This window comes from Flavobacterium tyrosinilyticum, assembly GCF_023656565.1.
GTDB lineage: Bacteria > Bacteroidota > Bacteroidia > Flavobacteriales > Flavobacteriaceae > Flavobacterium > Flavobacterium tyrosinilyticum.
Map to the genome: position 1 here is coordinate 719,331 of NZ_JAMOKG010000003.1, position 17,790 is coordinate 737,120.

Annotated in this window: 16 protein-coding genes; 5 read left to right on the forward strand and 11 right to left on the reverse strand. The window is 33.5% G+C overall.

Features of this window, described 5'->3' with window-relative positions; all coding sequences use genetic code 11:
- The first annotated feature begins 21 nt into the window (after positions 1-21).
- Positions 22-1,260, forward strand: coding sequence for an imidazolonepropionase (gene hutI / locus NCC77_RS17325; protein ID WP_250836726.1), 1,239 nt, complete (start codon positions 22-24; stop codon positions 1,258-1,260).
- Between the two features lie 173 nt (positions 1,261-1,433).
- Here hutI and NCC77_RS17330 read toward each other — a convergent pair whose 3' ends face one another.
- Complete coding sequence (locus NCC77_RS17330; protein WP_095930515.1) at positions 1,434-2,312, reverse strand: DUF8428 domain-containing protein; 879 nt, start codon at positions 2,310-2,312, stop codon at positions 1,434-1,436.
- Between the two features lie 98 nt (positions 2,313-2,410).
- Between NCC77_RS17330 and NCC77_RS17335 the strand changes: the two genes are divergently transcribed.
- Positions 2,411-3,448: a formimidoylglutamase gene (locus NCC77_RS17335; RefSeq protein WP_250836727.1), complete on the forward strand. Its 1,038-nt coding sequence runs from the start codon at positions 2,411-2,413 to the stop codon at positions 3,446-3,448.
- A gap of 136 nt (positions 3,449-3,584) precedes the next feature.
- On the forward strand, positions 3,585-4,832 hold the full coding sequence (locus NCC77_RS17340) for a DEAD/DEAH box helicase (protein ID WP_250836728.1): 1,248 nt from the start codon (positions 3,585-3,587) through the stop codon (positions 4,830-4,832).
- Here the strand turns inward: NCC77_RS17340 and NCC77_RS17345 are convergent.
- From NCC77_RS17345 to aroC, 3 genes are all read right to left on the reverse strand, one after another.
- Positions 4,829-6,994 carry a response regulator gene (locus NCC77_RS17345; RefSeq protein ID WP_250836729.1) on the reverse strand — a complete coding sequence of 722 codons (2,166 nt, stop codon included), beginning with the start codon at positions 6,992-6,994 and terminating at the stop codon, positions 4,829-4,831. The two genes, NCC77_RS17340 and NCC77_RS17345, sit on opposite strands and share 4 nt — an antisense overlap.
- A 144-nt stretch (positions 6,995-7,138) precedes the next feature.
- Positions 7,139-8,401, reverse strand: coding sequence for a dicarboxylate/amino acid:cation symporter (locus NCC77_RS17350; RefSeq protein ID WP_250836730.1), 1,263 nt, complete (start codon positions 8,399-8,401; stop codon positions 7,139-7,141).
- Positions 8,402-8,454: 53 nt separating this feature from the next.
- Positions 8,455-9,513, reverse strand: a complete 1,059-nt coding sequence (gene aroC, locus NCC77_RS17355) for a chorismate synthase (protein ID WP_250836731.1) — start codon at positions 9,511-9,513, stop codon at positions 8,455-8,457.
- Positions 9,514-9,701: 188 nt separating this feature from the next.
- Between aroC and NCC77_RS17360 the strand changes: the two genes are divergently transcribed.
- The gene (locus NCC77_RS17360; protein WP_250836732.1) at positions 9,702-10,523 is read left to right on the forward strand and encodes a UDP-2,3-diacylglucosamine diphosphatase; all 822 of its coding nucleotides are present in this window, start codon (positions 9,702-9,704) and stop codon (positions 10,521-10,523) included.
- A 139-nt stretch (positions 10,524-10,662) separates the two neighbouring features.
- On the forward strand, positions 10,663-11,160 hold the full coding sequence (locus tag NCC77_RS17365; RefSeq protein WP_250836733.1) for a hypothetical protein: 498 nt from the start codon (positions 10,663-10,665) through the stop codon (positions 11,158-11,160).
- Positions 11,161-11,340: 180 nt separating this feature from the next.
- Here NCC77_RS17365 and NCC77_RS17370 read toward each other — a convergent pair whose 3' ends face one another.
- The 7 genes from NCC77_RS17370 to NCC77_RS17400 form a co-directional block, all read right to left on the reverse strand.
- Positions 11,341-11,766, reverse strand: a complete 426-nt coding sequence (locus NCC77_RS17370) for a protease complex subunit PrcB family protein (protein ID WP_250836734.1) — start codon at positions 11,764-11,766, stop codon at positions 11,341-11,343.
- Between the two features lie 14 nt (positions 11,767-11,780).
- Positions 11,781-12,926 (reverse strand): N-acetyl-alpha-D-glucosaminyl L-malate synthase BshA, encoded by a 1,146-nt coding sequence (gene bshA, locus NCC77_RS17375; RefSeq protein ID WP_095930507.1) that lies wholly within the window; start codon positions 12,924-12,926, stop codon positions 11,781-11,783.
- Between the two features lie 239 nt (positions 12,927-13,165).
- Entirely contained in the window at positions 13,166-13,813 is a 648-nt protein-coding gene (locus NCC77_RS17380) for a hypothetical protein (RefSeq protein ID WP_250836735.1), read from the reverse strand.
- Between the two features lie 122 nt (positions 13,814-13,935).
- Positions 13,936-14,418, reverse strand: coding sequence for a hypothetical protein (locus NCC77_RS17385; protein ID WP_057116491.1), 483 nt, complete (start codon positions 14,416-14,418; stop codon positions 13,936-13,938).
- A gap of 85 nt (positions 14,419-14,503) precedes the next feature.
- On the reverse strand, positions 14,504-15,295 hold the full coding sequence (locus tag NCC77_RS17390) for a (Fe-S)-binding protein (protein ID WP_250836736.1): 792 nt from the start codon (positions 15,293-15,295) through the stop codon (positions 14,504-14,506).
- Between the two features lie 136 nt (positions 15,296-15,431).
- Positions 15,432-16,769, reverse strand: coding sequence for a 4Fe-4S dicluster domain-containing protein (locus tag NCC77_RS17395; protein ID WP_250836737.1), 1,338 nt, complete (start codon positions 16,767-16,769; stop codon positions 15,432-15,434).
- A 6-nt stretch (positions 16,770-16,775) separates the two neighbouring features.
- The gene (locus NCC77_RS17400) at positions 16,776-17,741 is read right to left on the reverse strand and encodes an MlaD family protein (RefSeq protein ID WP_250836738.1); all 966 of its coding nucleotides are present in this window, start codon (positions 17,739-17,741) and stop codon (positions 16,776-16,778) included.
- Positions 17,742-17,790 lie beyond the last annotated feature (49 nt).

Genomic DNA, 17,790 nt, shown 5'->3' on the forward strand with positions numbered 1-17,790 from the left:
TGTTTTATAACAATATCCACAATGACAACATTAATCATAAACATACAAGAGTTATTACAAGTTCGCGAAACTTCTATCACTAAAGTTTCGGGTGCGGAAATGGCAAAACTTCCAACAATTAAAAATGCTTTTTTGGTATTAAAAGACAATTTAATTGAAGATTTCGGTTCAATGGATAATCTTCCAGAAATCAAAGCCGACAAAACTATTGATGCAACTGGAAAAGTTGTTCTTCCGTCTTGGTGCGACAGCCACACGCATATTGTTTATGCAGGAAATCGCGAGCAGGAATTTGTTGATCGTATAAATGGTCTTTCTTATGAAGAAATAGCCAATCGCGGCGGCGGAATTTTAAATTCGGCTAAAAAACTAAACGAAACTTCTGAAGAAGAAATTTATGAGCAATCTAAAATTCGTTTAGAAGAAATAATGCATTTAGGAACCGGTGCTGTAGAAATTAAATCGGGTTATGGATTAACGGTTGATGGAGAATTAAAAATGCTTCGTGTAATTAAAAAACTGGCAGAAAACTATCCTATCGCCATCAAAGCGACATTTCTAGGCGCACATGCTTTTCCTTTACATTACAAAGAGGATAAAGCTGGCTATCTTGACGAAATGATTAATGAGATGTTGCCAGAAATTTCCAAAAACAAACTAGCAGATTATGTAGATGTTTTCTGCGAAAGCGGTTATTTTTCTGTAGAAGAAACCGAAAAAATAATGGAAGCAGGTTTAGCATTTGGCTTGAAACCAAAAATCCATGTCAATCAATTTAATTCTATTGGCGGAATTCAGGCTGGCGTTAAATTTAATGCACTTTCTGTAGATCATCTTGAAATTATGAATCCAGAAGATATTGAAGCCTTAAAAGACACCGAAACAATGCCTGTTGCTTTACCTTCTTGCTCTTATTTTTTAAGCATTCCTTACACTCCTGCTCGAGAAATGATAAAAGCAGGTTTACCTTTAGCGTTAGCAACAGATTTCAACCCTGGCTCTACTCCATCCGGAAATATGAATTTTGTTGTAGCAACAGCTTGCATCAAAATGAAAATGACGCCAGAAGAAGCGATTAATGCTGCAACAATAAACGGCGCCTACGCAATGGGGCTTTCAGAAACACACGGAAGTATCACAAAAGGTAAAAAAGCCAATCTGATTCTAACAAAACCTATTTCCTCTTATTACCAAATTCCTTACGCTTTTGGAAGCAATCTTATAGAATCTGTTTTCGTAGAAGGAAAAATTCTAGAATAAACAATTATTCTTTTCAAAAATAAATCATTCAACCATAACCCGTGGTTTCAACCACGGGAAACGTCTCGTTTTCCAAACAACAGCAAAACCATTCAAATTTCATCCATAAAAAAAGGTCTGTGAAAAATCACAGACCTTTAATATCTTAAGTGGTATTGTATCCCTAAGGCTCCTTATCTTAAACTAAAACTAGTTTTAGAAACTAACTCATCATTATCAAAAACATTGATAAAATAAGTTCCTTTAGCAAAATCTTTTCCTGGAAGATCTTCACTAACTTGTACAGTTTTATTTTCGTATTTAACTGTAGTTTTAAAGCTGTAAGTTAATGTGTTTTCTCCAAAACTTTCAGTTTTCTTTTCGCCTAAAACATTGTTTTTAGCATCGATAACTTGAACATAATACGTTTTGTCTCCAGATTTTGCAATTTGATTTTCAGCAATTGTAAAACTAACTTTCAAAACATCAGCACGGCTTGCTTTATCCGTTTCGATTTGTTTTCCAGAGCTTTTCAATTTGTAAGCTGAAGTTTTAGTATTTAAAACAGATAATTTAGATCCTTTTTCGACAGTTTTAGCTAACTCTTCATTTTGACCAACTAATACTTCATTATACTTTTTAGACTCTCCTAAAACTACAATAGTACTATCTCTTTGAGTTGTTAAAACACCATTTTGTTTTTTCAACTCATCGTTTTCAGCAACTAAAGTTTTCATTTTACTCTGCATTGCTTGAACTTGAGATCTGTATTTAGAAACATCTCCTTTAGACTTGTTCAAATCATCCATTAAAGCCACAACTTTGTCTCTTTCTTGGATTAATTCGTCAGACATAGAAGTGTTTTCAGCAATTGCAGCATCATAAGTCGCTTTTAACTCCTGTAAATCTTTCATTACAGACTCTTTCTCAGTCAAGGTTGTTGTAAGTTCAGTCTTAACCACCTCTGTATCAGAAGATAATTTAAAAATATACACTAAGCTACCGATCAGTAGGACTGCTAAAACTGCGATTACCGCCTTTAGACTTGAATTGTTGTTCTTTGGGTTTTCCATATTTAAATAATTTTCTTTAATAACAAATTTAAGAATTAATATAAGGTAATAACGTAAGTTTCTACAATTATATTATTTTTGGAAAATAAATTTTTTTCATGGAAAAATTAATCCCATTCACTATAAATGATTTAGCTAAAATCACAAATCACAGAAGTGGTGAAATAAAGTTCGGAGAAAAAATGATTGTCATTCCGCCAGGAATTGATAAGATTAATTTTATTAAAGAAAGTGAAGCTAAATATGTGCTTCTAGGAATTCCCGAAGATATTGGTGTGCGCGCCAATTACGGAAGGCCTGGAGCCGCTTCTGCATGGCAATCTGCTATAAAAAGCATTGCAAATATTCAGCACAATCGTTTTTCTAAAGGGAGTAACATTATTATTTTAGGACACATTAATGTTAGTGACGAAATGCGTCAGGTTGAAAACTTAGATTTTAACGACATAGACGATCGTTCAAAATTAAGCCAGCTGGTTGAAAAAATAGACAAAGAAGTCTCTCATACTATTTTTACGATAATCAAAGCTGGAAAAACTCCAATTATTATTGGTGGAGGCCACAACAACGCTTACGGAAATATTAAAGGTGCCGCTCTTGCGAAAGGAAAACCAATAAATGCAATCAATTTTGATGCGCATTCTGATTTTAGAATCTTAGAAGGCCGCCATAGCGGAAATGGTTTTTCATACGCATATGAAGAAGGTTTTTTAAAGAAATACTTCATTTTTGGTCTTCACGAAAATTATACGTCAAAAAGCGTTTTAGATATTATAAAAAAATTGGAAGACCGCGTTCGATACAATACTTACGACAGTGTCAACATTAGAAAAGAAAAAGATTTTAATCGCGAAATGATTACCGCTTTGGATTTTATTAAAAGTGATGCTTTCGGAATTGAAATTGATCTTGATGCGATTCCAAACATTGCCAGCAGCGCCATGACTATCAGCGGTTTCTCTGTTGAAGAATTAAGACAGTTTGTTTCTTTCTTTGGCGAACATAAACATGCTGCATATCTGCATATCTGCGAAGGAGCGCCAGATTTAGATAATTCTCCAAACAATAATTTAATCGGTAAATTGATTGGTTATTTAGTTACCGATTTTATCAAAGCAAATATCGAACCTGCTTGATTTTAAATATGCTATTGGGTTATGCTATAAGGCCTATTTGCCAAATAAAAGCAAATTCAAACAAACGATTGGACGAATAAACATATCTTTGCACAGCATTTTAGTTATTAAAACTGAAATACTAAATACCAAAGATATGTTATTCGAAGATCTATCACTTTCAAAAAGTATACAAAAAGCCGTATTTGAAGAAGGCTATTTAAATCCGACTCCAATTCAGGAAAAATCAATTCCGATTGTATTAGAAGGGCGTGATTTAATTGGCTGTGCGCAGACAGGAACAGGAAAAACGGCAGCATTTGCTATTCCAATCATACATCAATTACACCGAATTGTCGGTTCATCAAAAAAAGCAAAAGTGATTCGTGCGCTTGTGGTTACGCCTACTCGCGAACTAGCAGTGCAGATTGGACAAAGTTTTGACACTTATGCAAAATATACCAACTTAACGCAGCTTACTATTTTCGGAGGAGTTTCTCAAAATCCGCAAGTAGACGCTTTAAAAAATGGAGTTGATATTTTAGTTGCCACTCCAGGACGCTTACTTGACCTTCATAAACAAGGTTTTCTTGATTTGAATCATTTGCACACTTTAGTGCTAGATGAAGCCGATCAAATGCTGGATATGGGTTTTATAAACGATGTCAAAAAAATCGTAAAACTGACTCCTAAAAACAGACAAACGTTACTTTTCTCTGCAACAATGCCAATTGCAATTCGCGAACTTGCAGAAATGTTTCTTCAAGATCCAGAAAAAGTTGAAGTTTCTCCGGTTTCTTCTACAGCAGAAAATGTCGAGCAACGCATTTATTTTGTTGATAAAACAGAAAAAAGAAACTTGCTATACAATTTAATTAAAGAAGAAAATTTATCAAATGTACTTGTTTTCTCTAGAACCAAACACGGCGCTGACAATGTGGTAAAAGCGCTTCGCAAAAAAGATATTCCTGCAGAAGCCATTCACGGAGATAAATCTCAAAACGCAAGACAAAGAGTTCTAGATGCCTTCAAAAACAAAGAAGTTGGAGTTTTGGTTGCAACCGATATTGCAGCACGAGGAATTGACATCGAACAATTACCTTATGTAATCAATTTTGATTTACCGAATATTCCAGAAACTTACGTTCACCGAATTGGCCGTACAGGTCGTGCAGGAAATGGCGGAATCGCAATTTCTTTCTGCGGAAAAGATGAACTCCCGTATTGGAAAGACATTCAAAAATTAATAAAAGTTGATGTAAAAACGATTGCTGATCATCCGTATCAATGGCATTCTGGAAGTCCAGAAGCTGGAGAAAAACCTAAAAGCTCAAACAGAAGTGGCGGAGCTCACAAATCGAGAAAATCAACAAACGCTAAGAAAAACAAAAAACGCTGGTACTAAACAGCGTTTTTTTCTTTTATAAGGAAATTGATTATTTTAAATAATTTAACCGGTTCAAAAGGTTTAATAATAATATCATTCATCCCAGATGAAATCGCCTCATCTGTAATTTCATCTTTATCAAAAGCCGTTAAAGCGACAATAGGAGTTTCTATACCTTGAAGACGTATTCGTTTGGTGGTTTCAAATCCGTTCATTAAAGGCATATTAATATCCATTAAAATCAGATCGAACGTATCGTTTTCTAAGGCTTTAAGAGCTGCAAAACCATCATCGACTACTTTGCAGGAATAATTATTTTTTTCGATAATCTTTTTGGTAACAAGCTGATTAATCAAATTGTCTTCAACCACTAGAATTTTATAAACTTCACTCGAAGTCAAATCAACTTCAATCTCGTCAATAATACTTTTCGTTTTGGCTAAATCATGCTCAAAAGCAATGGTAAACGAAAATGAAGTTCCTTTTCCTAAATCACTGTCCAAAGTAATGGTACTTCCAAAAAGCCCTAAAAGCCTTTTTACAATACTAAGCCCCAATCCTGTACCTTGATAATCTTCATCTTTACGGCCAACTTGAACAAATTTTTCAAAAATCTTATTCTGATCTACAGCTGCGATTCCTATTCCGTTGTCTTTTATCAAAAAATCTAAATAATGGAGCTTTCCTTCTACTTTATTAAGTTTTACTATAATTTCAACTTGTCCGTCTTTGGTAAATTTCAAGGCATTGCTGACCAAATTCATTAAGATCTGAGCCAAGCGCAATTTATCTCCAATTAAATATTCGGGAATATGAGAATCAATATCAATAGAAATACTATTATTATTCTTCTGTGAAAGAAAAGAAAGCGAATTCTTAATTACCGTAATTTCATCAGAAATATTAAAAGTCAAATTCTCCAATACAATCTTGTTCTCTTCAATTTTGTTGATCTGCAAAATATCATTTACGAGAGACAATAGATATCTCGCAGAAAATTTTAAGGAACTTAAATGCTGGCTTCTTGAAATTTCTTTATGTTCTTCAAGCAGCATATTGGTGATTCCGACAACTCCATAAAGCGGAGTGCGCAATTCGTGGCTTATGGTCGATATAAATTGCGTTTTGAGTAAAGAGGCCTCTTCTGCAATTTCTTTCGCTTTAAGAAGCTCTAAATTATGTTTTTTCTTGTATCTGATATTCTTTATCAGTGTCACGATTAAAATTAAAAGAATCAGCGAAATCAAAATAAAAAGAATGACAATGATTTTTGATTTTCTTAAACTTTGAGATTGCTCAACTTTTTCTCCCTCAACTTTATCAATCTGTCTTCTATATTCATCCAATTCTAGACTTAAACCCGCTTGAGAAGCTTTTTTTAGTTTTTTAACGTCATATAAATTATCAGAAAGATTGTAATGATTAACAAGTGCTTCGTAAGCCTCTTTGTTCTTATCTATTTTATTTAGGAAATGGGCATATTCTAAATAAGCATGTGCCAAATCTGTTTTTTCTTGACATTTTTTTCCAGATTCAATAGCGCTCAAAAAATAGGCATTTGCAGCCTTGTAATCATTTTTATGGCTAGCATAAATACCGTTCAACATATCTACTATAACTTCTGTCGATCCGTCGTTATATTTTAATTTCGTGCTATTAACATATTTCAAAAAAAGATGCCCTTGATTGAAGTTTCCAATATCAAAATACGCCCAAGCAATATTGACATTGGTAAAATACACCTCTTTCAAATCATTAATTTTCAAAGCATAAGCAACTGCTTTTTTGTAATTACGGATTCCTTCATCAAACTGTTTCTTTTCGAAACAATACATATTCCCTAAATTATTATAGAGAAGACATTTTATAGAATCGTTATCGGTTTTATTGGCATAATACAGCCCTTTTTTGTAGAAGAAAATCGCTTTATCAAACTCTGCCAATTCGTTATAGTTGGCCGCGATAATATTATAGGAACGAGCAGTAAGACAGTAATCTTTTAGTACTGTTGCCGCATTTAAGGCTGCTCTAGAATAGATAAGTGATTTTTCGAAATTAGATTCTCTAAAATTTAAAAGTGCTTTCTTAACAGTCTTATCAATTTTAGGATCTAGATTACAATTAGATTGCGCGATTGCCGAATTGGCAAAGCAATTCAGAATCAAGAGTAAAAGTAACAAAATCCGTTTTTGGGGCATCAATCGGCTAGTTTGATCAAATATACACTTTAAAATAAAAAAAAGCTGTATTTCATAAAAAAATACAGCTTTTCAAAAATTATTTTCAACAACTAAGATAAAAAAATTAAAATCTCAGCTTTTTTATTATTCTTTATTGTTTTCCCATTGTCCAACAACAGAAGTCGCTAATGCATTTCCTAATACATTTGTTGCACTTCTAAACATGTCGCAGAAGTGGTCAATTGGAAGAATTAATGCAATTCCTTCAATCGGAATATCAAACATACCACACGTCGCCGCAACGACAACCAAACTGGCACGTGGCACACCTGCAATACCTTTACTGGTAAGCATTAAAACTAAAAGCATTGCCATTTGCGTTCCTAAATCTAAATGCACATTATAGAATTGGGCAATAAAGATACTCGCAAAAGTCATGTACATCATACTTCCGTCAAGATTAAATGAATATCCAAGCGGCAGCATGAAAGAAACGATTTTATCTTTTACTCCAAAACCTTCTAATTCTTCTGTTAATTTAGGAAATACGGCTTCACTACTTGTAGTTCCAAAAGCGATTGCTAGAGGCCCTGTAATACGTCTTAGCAATTCTGTCATTCTTCCTTTTAGGAAAATATATCCTATCACAATTAAAATTGCCCAAAGCGTACCGATACCAATTAAAAACGAACCGAAAAATTTGAAGTACGTAATAACCAATTCTTCTGCATCACGAATAGCAAACACACCTGCAATGGCTCCAAAAACTCCAATTGGAGCAAACTTCATCACATAGTTTACCATTTTCAAAACAATGTGCGATAGTTTATCAAAAGCACTAATAATTGGCTTTACTGTTGCCCCTAAAGAAGCCGCTGCTAACCCGAAGAAAATAGAGAAAACTACAATCTGAAGAATTTCATTTGTAGCCATCGCCTCAACAATACTTTTTGGCACGATATGCTCAACAAAATTATCAAAAGACAAATTTTGTGTTTTACCTGTAACCTCAGAAGCTGCTGCCATATCAACGTGATCTAGTTTTAGACCAACACCTGGCTGCAAAATATTTACGTAAAACAATCCAATTAAAAGAGAAATAAATGAAGCTGTAAAAAACCACCCAATAGCTTTTCCTCCAATTCTTCCAACGGTTTTAATATCTCCTAATTTTGCAATTCCTACTACCAAAGTTGTAAAAACCAATGGAGAAATAATCATTTGCACCAAACGAATAAAGACGGTTGCCAGCATTTTAATTTTACTGCTAAATGCCTGCGCCGCTTCGGGTGAAATGGTGTTGTGCAATATAATTCCTAAAATGGCTCCAAGAACCATCGCAATTATAATTTGCCCTGTTAATCCCGAAAGAAATGATTGTTTTTTAGTTTCTGTAACTTCTTGCATTAATTTATTTTTTAATTATTAAAATAATAAGACCCTCACTGTCTTACCTTTTATTAATATGTTTTGTTGATCAAATAAAAATCAGCCAAAACAATTGCTGCCATCGCTTCTACGATTGGCACTGCGCGAGGCACTACACACGGATCATGACGTCCTTTTCCTGTCATTGGTGTAATGTTACCTTTATTATCTAAAGAATCTTGAGTCTGCATAATAGTTGCAACAGGTTTAAACGCAACTCTGAAATAAATATCCATTCCGTTGCTTATACCTCCTTGAATTCCTCCTGATAAATTTGTTTTTGTAGTTCCGTCAGGATTGTATAAATCGTTATGTTCGCTTCCTTTCATTTCAGATCCAGAAAAACCACTTCCATATTCGAAACCTTTTACCGCATTAATAGAAAGCATTGCTTTTCCTAATTCTGCATGAAGTTTATCAAATACTGGTTCTCCTAAACCAACTGGAACATTTTGAATTACACAACTCACAACACCTCCAACAGTGTCTCCCTGTTTGCGGATCTCTCGAATATATTCTTCCATAGTCGCTGCAGATTTCTCATCTGGACAACGCACTGGATTGCTTTCAATTTTAGAAAAATCTAATTCTTGGTATGGTGTTTCTAAGTGAATTGGACCAACAGAAGAAACATAAGCATTGATTTTAATTTCTGGCAACATTTGCTTTGCAATTGCACCCGCTACTACTCTACTTGCTGTTTCTCTTGCAGAACTTCTTCCACCACCACGATAATCGCGGAAACCATACTTCTGATCGTAAACATAATCAGCATGGCTTGGTCTGTAATTATCTTTTATATGAGAGTAATCGTCTGATTTTTGATTGGTGTTTGGAATAATGAAACCGATTGGAGTTCCAGTCGTTTTTCCTTCAAATATTCCTGATAGAAACTGAACCGCATCTGGCTCTTTTCTTTGTGTTACAATTGCCGATTGACCTGGTTTTCTACGAGCCATATCTAGTTCAATTGCTTCAAAATCTAATTGTATTCCTGGAGGACATCCGTCAATAATTCCGCCTAAAGCTTCACCGTGAGATTCTCCAAATGTAGTTACTTTATATAGTGTGCCGAAGCTATTTCCTGCCATTGTGTTTTGTTTTGAGCAAATGTAAGTTTTATGAATTAAATTAAAAAATTTAAAACTGGTATTATTAACGAAACATTAAACGGGATAAAAATCACAATTTGGTAAAATTACCCTCTTTTTGATAACCTTTTAATAAAATTAAATTTCACAAATTTTCTTTCATTTGTAAAACTTCAAATCAAGAAAAATTGAAAAAAAGAAATGTCGAATTGGTCATTCTTTCTGATGTCCATTTAGGAACTTACGGAAGTCATGCTAAAGAACTAAACAACTATCTTTCAAGCATTAAACCTAAAACTTTAGTTTTAAACGGCGATATAATTGATGCTTGGCAGTTTCGTAAATCGTATTTCCCAAAAGCACATTTACGAGTTATTCAGCGCATTATCGGAATGGCTTCTAAAGGAACAAAAGTTTACTATATCACTGGAAATCACGATGAGATACTTCGAAAATTCAGTGACATGAACATGGGAAATTTTGCTCTTGTTGATAAATTAGTTTTAGAATTAGACGACAAAAAAGCCTGGATTTTTCACGGAGACGTTTTTGACGCCTCGGTTCAGCACTCAAAATGGATTGCAAAACTAGGCGGATTAGGATACGATTATCTAATTTTAATGAATCGATTTGCCAATTGGTGTTTGGCAAAATTAGGACGCGAACCTTATTCTTTTTCTAAAAAAATAAAAGCGAGCGTTAAAAAAGCAGTAAAATTTATTTCTGATTTTGAAACCACAGCGACCGATCTAGCCATAGAAAAGAATTACGATTATGTAATCTGCGGACATATCCATGAACCAAAAATAGTGACTAAAGAAAACAAATATGGCTCTACCTTATATCTCAATTCTGGTGATTGGGTAGAAAACCTAACTGCTTTAGAATACCATAAGAAACGCTGGAAACTGTTCTCTTACAAGGCTAGCAACTTTGTTGAAGAAGAAAATCTATTAGAAATGGAAGATCTTATCACTTCCCAACTCATTTCTTCGATAATCCTTAAATAAAGACCTCAGGAGCAGTTTTTTAAGAATTTTAACGGTCGGAATTCCTAAAAATGAAAATTATATAACAATTTTCAAAAATATTATACGTTGTCTATTTGACTGATATAATACATTTGAAAAAAATTAATTAACCATTTTTATGAAAAAGATACTTTTATCTGCCCTTATGCTTTTTGGATTAGCATTTACGGCTCAATCACAAGAAATTTCGAAACACGCTTTAGGATTACGTCTGGGAGACAACAACGGATTTGGAGGAGAAATATCGTACCAATTAGGATTAAATCAAAAAAACAGACTTGAGTTCGATTTAGGATGGAGAAACAGCAGTGATGTAGACGCCATAAAAGGAGTTGCCCTTTACCAATGGGTTTGGAACATCGACGGAGGTTTTAACTGGTATGCTGGTGTCGGAGGAGGACTAGCTGCTTGGGATCACGATTACTACAACAACAATTACAGATACAGCGATAGCGGAACTTATGTTTTTGCAGCTGGAGATATCGGTATAGAATATAGATTTAAAGAAGTGCCACTTACTTTATCATTGGACGCAAGACCAGAAATTGGTTCAGGTTACTATGATGATGACAATTTTGGATTTGACGTTGGTTTAGGCGTTAAATTTAGATTCTAAATTAAAATTAAAAAATAATTGTAAGAAGAAACCTGTCGTTTAAAAGCGACAGGTTTTTTTTGGTTTCAAAAGAAATTTAAAAAGGGCTTCGACTTCGTTCAGCCTGACAAACTTTGAAATCGCCTCCTAAGAAACAATCAATGTCAGGCTGAGCGTAGTCGAAGCCCAGTCTTATACAATTTACTTAATAATAATTTCTTTTTTAGAATGAATTTTCACCACCGTGTAAGGATATGAAATTACCTGCATCGTCATAGCATCTTTTGCTGGACTATTTTCTTTTACAGTGATAATGATATTTTTATCTGTTTCTTCTACCTTTTCAACATCAATAGAATAACCGCTTGTGTTTTTTTCGCCCATATTTAGAATCACATAATTGTAATCCTGAATATCGGGATCCTTCATCTTATGTGCCAAAAGCGGATCGTTTTCAAGCATTTTAATTTCATTTGGCTCGGTCAAAATTTCAAAAAATTTAATATTTCCACCACCGTCCGATTGGGTTGTTAAAACTTCATACAATGCCGCATTTGAACTCCCAACCTTTTTCACTCCGCACGAAATCAAAACAAAAATCGCTAAAACAGAAATTACTTTTTTCATCTTATTCTTTTAAATTAGTGCTTCTCCAATTTGTAATCGTCAACCGCTTTCTGATATAAAGCTTCATATTTAGGCAATATGTTTTTAATATCAAATTTTCTTGCCACTTCAAGAGCATTTGCCTTAAACTGACTCAAAACCGCATCGTCTTTTAAAATCTTCAATGCATTTTGCGCCATTTCCTCGACATTTCCGACATTGCTTAAGTATCCCGAAAAACCATCAAAATTTACTTCAGGCAATCCGCCAGAATTACTTGAAATTACAGGAACTCCACATGCCATTGCTTCCAAAGCCGCCAGACCAAAACTTTCAGTTTCTGAAGGCAGTAAAAACAAATCGGTCATGCATAAGATTTTATCAATTTCATGGCTATTCCCAAAGAAAATAACTTTATCTAAAATTCCCAATTCCTGACATAAAATCTCTGCTTTTTCTTTTTCAGGGCCATCTCCAACCATCATCAATTTAGCTGGAATTTCTTTCTGAACGTTATAGAAAATCTTAATAATATCCGGAATACGCTTTACTTTTCTAAAGTTACTGATATGAGTAATAATACGCTCATTCTCATTAGCCATTACATAACGGTGACAAGGCGCGTTTGGATCTTTTTTGACTTTGTCCAATTCAATAAAATTGGGAATCACCTTAATTTTATTTTTGATTTTGAACAATTTCAACGTATCATCTTTCAAACTCTGCGAAACCGAAGTCACATAATCTGATTTATTAATACTAAAAGTCACCGCAGGCTTATAAAAAGGATGATTTCCAACAAGCGTAATATCGGTTCCGTGAAGCGTAGTAATCATTGGTAGATTAATCCCTTCGTTCTTAAGCATTTGTTTTGCCATATAACCTGCATAAGCATGCGGAATGGCGTAATGTACATGCAGAAGCTCAATTTTGTACAATTTCACCATATCGACCAATTTACTCGATAACGCTAATTCGTATGGCTGATAATGAAACAAAGGATATTCCGGAACGTTTACTTCGTGATAATGAACATTCGGATTTAAAAGTGCCAATCTCACTGGCTGGCTGTATGTAATAAAATGTATTTCGTGTCCTCTTCTGGCTAATTCGAGACCTAACTCCGTGGCTACTACACCACTACCTCCAAAAGTAGGATAACAAACAATTGCTATTTTCATGGATTAAATTTAATTCTACGAAAATACTCAAAAATAGCGTTTAATTAACCGTTTAAATTGTTAGATTTTTGACAAAATTAGATTAACTCTGGTTGATAAATATTTTTTAGAAGCAGCACAATATTGGTTAAAAGAACCACGGTCCCGCTGTCCGTTATATCTTTTATGCCGAACACCGGCATAAAAGGATATCACTCCCATCGGGGCTAGATTAGACCTTTTGTTTTCAAAACACCGTTTTAAAACTGCGCAGCAACAAACAAAACGATTTGAATTAATAATAACAGCCAAAAAAACAATAATGAAGGTTCAACAGCTTCAGAAATAAATTGATTTAATTTTACCGAAACTACTTCAGATAGTTTTAAATCTTTGTCGCTAAAATCAACATCATCCAGATTTATCTTTTGAAATAAATAATTAATCACTTTCTTTTTGATTTTAGAACTTTCTTTGTCATTTCTGTTTGCTTCTAAAAGTTGCATTTTCAACAACGCTTTATTAGAAACCGCGCTCGACCAATTGTTTGAAGCTGTTAATTTATCAACCAGAAAGACGACTTTAGAATCTATATAACTGGCAAATACTTTATTTTTCCAAGTCAGATAAATCATCTGCTGAATCGCTGCTTTATTTGCAATCAAAAAATACAAAATAGCAAAAACTGGAGCTCCAGCAAGTAAAATAAATCCGTAAATATTATTTAAAAATAATCCTGACAAAAAAGCGTAAGCATTTCCATGTCCTCCGCCAGCAAAATCAGCATTTTGAAAAAGAATGATTAAAAAAAGGATCAACGTAAACAAATTTCCGATTATCATTATAACTAACCATTTCAAACTTGATTTAGCCGAAATGCCTGCAACAACCTTAATTTCTTCTTTCATAAAATTAAATTATACTTTTAGAATTTACACAAACAATAATAATGAATTAACATTTATAATCCTATAAAAAAGAAAGGCGTAAAATATAAATTTTACGCCTTTTCTATTATCAATATTTTCTCTTAGAAAAATCTGCTGTGCCAGCTATCGGCTGCAGGAACTTCCCAAGACTCATTAAATTCTTCGATATTGTTTACCAAATTATTGAAAACAATTGTATTCTCAGAAACTGATTTATCTTTTACCATTTTCTTGAAATCAATTAATGGTTTATGTGCAATATGTTCTCCAAGTTTAAAAGTAACATTCATTTTATCCAATAAATCAACATTGTACTTTTTCTCTAAACTTTGAATAAATTCAACAGAACTATCAATAGAACAACCTGTAGCGGCTTGGACATCTTGATTTACTGCCAATATAATAAATCGGTTGTATTTTAATAAAAACGAAGCTTCTAGACTTGTTCCGTGTGCAGCCCATTGTTCTACAAAAGCTTTTAAATCTGTTTCGATTTCAGAAAACTCTTCCTCAGAAAATTTTCTGTTGGACTGGTAAATCCAAACTCTAGACTCACCTGGTAAATTTTCAAAAGGTATATACATTTTTAACTTTTTTTTGTTTGTTTTTGTTTCAGGTTTCAGGTTTCAAAACTTAGTAGCTTAGCACCTTAGAACCTTAGCATCTCTTTTACAAATCTTGTGCATTTGCAATTAACTCAGCAACGTCCATAACTTTTACCTCACCCTCTTTATGAGCATGTTTAATTCCATCCGTTAACATTGTATTACAGAACGGACAACCCGCAGCAATAATGTCTGGTTTTACTTCTAATGCATCTTCTGTACGAAGAACATTTACTTCTTTGTTTCCAGGTTCAGCATCTTTAAACATCTGCGCTCCACCTGCTCCACAGCATAAACCATTTGCTTTAGAACGTTTCATTTCAACTAACTCAACGTCCAATTTCTGAATTAAATCTCTCGGTGCTTCGTAAACTTTATTGGCTCTACCTAAATAACAAGGATCATGGAACGTAATTTTTTTACCTTTAAATTGCCCACCCTCAACAGTTAATCTCCCATCATCAATTAATGATTTTAAAAATTCTGTATGATGAATAACTTCGTAATTACCTCCTAATTCTGGATATTCATTTTTTAATGTATTAAAACAATGCGGACAAGCCGTAACGATTTTTTTAGCTTCATAAGCATTCAAAACCTCGATATTCATCATAGCTTGCATTTGAAACAAAAATTCATTTCCAGCTCTTTTTGCAGGATCACCAGTACAACTCTCTTCTGTACCTAAAACTGCAAAAGAAACATTGGTACGATTTAAAATTCGCACAAATGCTTTAGTAATTTTTTTTGCTCTATCATCAAAACTTCCTGCGCAACCTACCCAAAACAAAACTTCTGGCTGTTTTCCTTCGGCAAGCATTTCTGCCATTGTTGGTACTACTAAATTTTCTGACATTTCTCTCACTTTTGTTTAATCGGTTAATCGTGAAATTGTTTAATCGCTAAAAGCAAAATGACAATCCTGTAAAAACCGAAATATTATTTTAAAATCGATTAAACGGTTAAGTAACTAACCGATTAAACAATAAATCTTAATTCTCGTTTTTCCAATTTAAACGGTCTTGCTGGCTGTACTGCCACGGCGCACCATTATTTTCAATATTAGTCATCATCGCATTCAATGACATTGGAGCAGCACTTTGTTCCATCACCAAATAACGGCGCATATCCATAATAATAGACAACGGACTAATATTTACAGGACATTCCTCAACACAAGCATTACAAGAAGTACAAGCCCATAATTCTTCTGGAGTAATATAATCGTTTAATAATGTTTTGTTATCTGGAACAAATACACCTTTATTGGCATCAATATTTTTACCAACTTCAGTCAAACGATCTCTTGTATCCATCATAATTTTACGCGGAGACAATTTTTTACCAGTTTGATTTGCAGGACAAGAAGAAGTACAACGTCCGCATTCTGTACATGTATAAGCATTTAACAACTGAACCCAGTTTAAATCCTGAACATCGCTTGCACCAAATTTAGCCGGATGCGCGTTCTCATCAACTGGAGCTGCGGCAAACGGATCAGCATTAGGATCCATCATTAATTTTACCTCTTTTGTAACAGAAGCTAAATTATCAAATTGTCCTTCTGGTTTTAAGTTTGCAAAATACGTATTCGGGAAAGCCAAAAGAATATGCAAGTGTTTTGAAAAGTATAAATAGTTCATAAAAACTAAAATACCAACAATATGTAGCCACCAGAAAACTTCAAACATCAATCCAACTGCTTCATTAGACGTACCATTGAAAATTGGCGCTATAAATTGGCTTATTGGATAACTTCCTGCTTTATGAAAATGAGAATATCCTCCTGGAACATTCTGCAAATGCAAATCTGAAGCATTCATCAATAAAAACAGAATCATTAAAACTGTTTCAAAATATAGAATGTAATTGGCATCACTTTTTGGAAATCCATTCAAATCAGAATTGATAAAACGTTTCAAACGAATTACATTTCTTCTAATCCAGAATGTAACTACAGCAATAATTACAAGTATTGCCAATATTTCAAATGAAGCAATTAAAACATCATAGACTACACCTAAATAAGGCGCAAAAACTCTATGCGTTCCAAAAAGTCCATCAATGATAATCTCTAATAATTCGATATTAATTATTATGAAACCTACATATACAAAAATATGAAGGATTCCTGCAACAGGGCGTCTCACCATTTTTGATTGCCCAAGAGCAATCAATGCCATGTTTTTCCAACGAGCTTTAGGATTATCTTTTCGATCTACATCAACTCCCAAATTAATATTTCGGATGATTTTTTTTACGCTCGCTGCAAAAAAACCGAAACCTACTATAAGAAGTACTGCGAATAAAATATTATCTAAATAACTCATTTATAATTATTTTTTATCTGTTGAGTTTGTTTCTTCTGTTGGTGCTACGTATGGTTTATTTTTCTTTCCAAAAAGAGAAACGTTTACGTAACGAGTTGGATAAAGACGAAGATCTTGCAATAACAATTCAAGCTCTTTTGAAGTTTTAGTCAGGTTATTATACAAAGCCTCATCGTTAAGTATTTTTCCTGCTGTACCTTTTCCAGAATTCAAATTGTTCATTAAAACATCAACTTTAGCTAAAGTTTGGTTCAAATTGCGAACTGTTTTACCTAAATCTGCTTTATTTAATGAATCTGAAATCTTATTGAAGTTGCCAGACATTTTATTGAAATTTGTAACCATCCCATTAATCTGTCCTTTATTAGTATCCAAGATATTGTTAAGACTTCCAGATGCTTTATGAAATTGTTGCATTGTCTGACTTAATTCAGCAATTGTTTTCTTTAGATTTTCTTGAGTATTTTTATCTAAAGTATTGTTTAATCCTGTAACCAAATTATCAATATTCAAAAGCATTTTATCAAGCTTTTGCTGAATTGGTTCAATTTTTCCTCCTAATGATTCTGTCAAACCTAATTCGACAGTAGAAGTTAATTTCTGTCCGTCTTCAGCTAATTCTTTGTCAGCAAAATTCGGAATGATTTTAATTTGTTTTCCTGCAATTAAACTTGGAGAATAAATTGCCGCTGTACTGGTTTTAGTAATTGGGAAATCTGTTTTAAGCTGAAGTTCAACCAGTAATTTACCTGTTACTTCATCAATTGTAATTTTACTTACTTTACCAATTGCAAGTCCATTTAGTGTTACTGGAGCTGATGGTGATAAATCCTCAACATTATCATATTCAGCATATAAGACAGTATAATTAGTAAAAAGATCTCTACCTTTTAAAAAACTATATCCCCAGATAAATAATAAAATAGATACGATGACTAAAATAGCCGTTTTAATTTCTCTTGTTAGTTTCAAAATTCTAAGTGTTTGTACAAAATTAATATAAATATTCGAACTTGCGCTT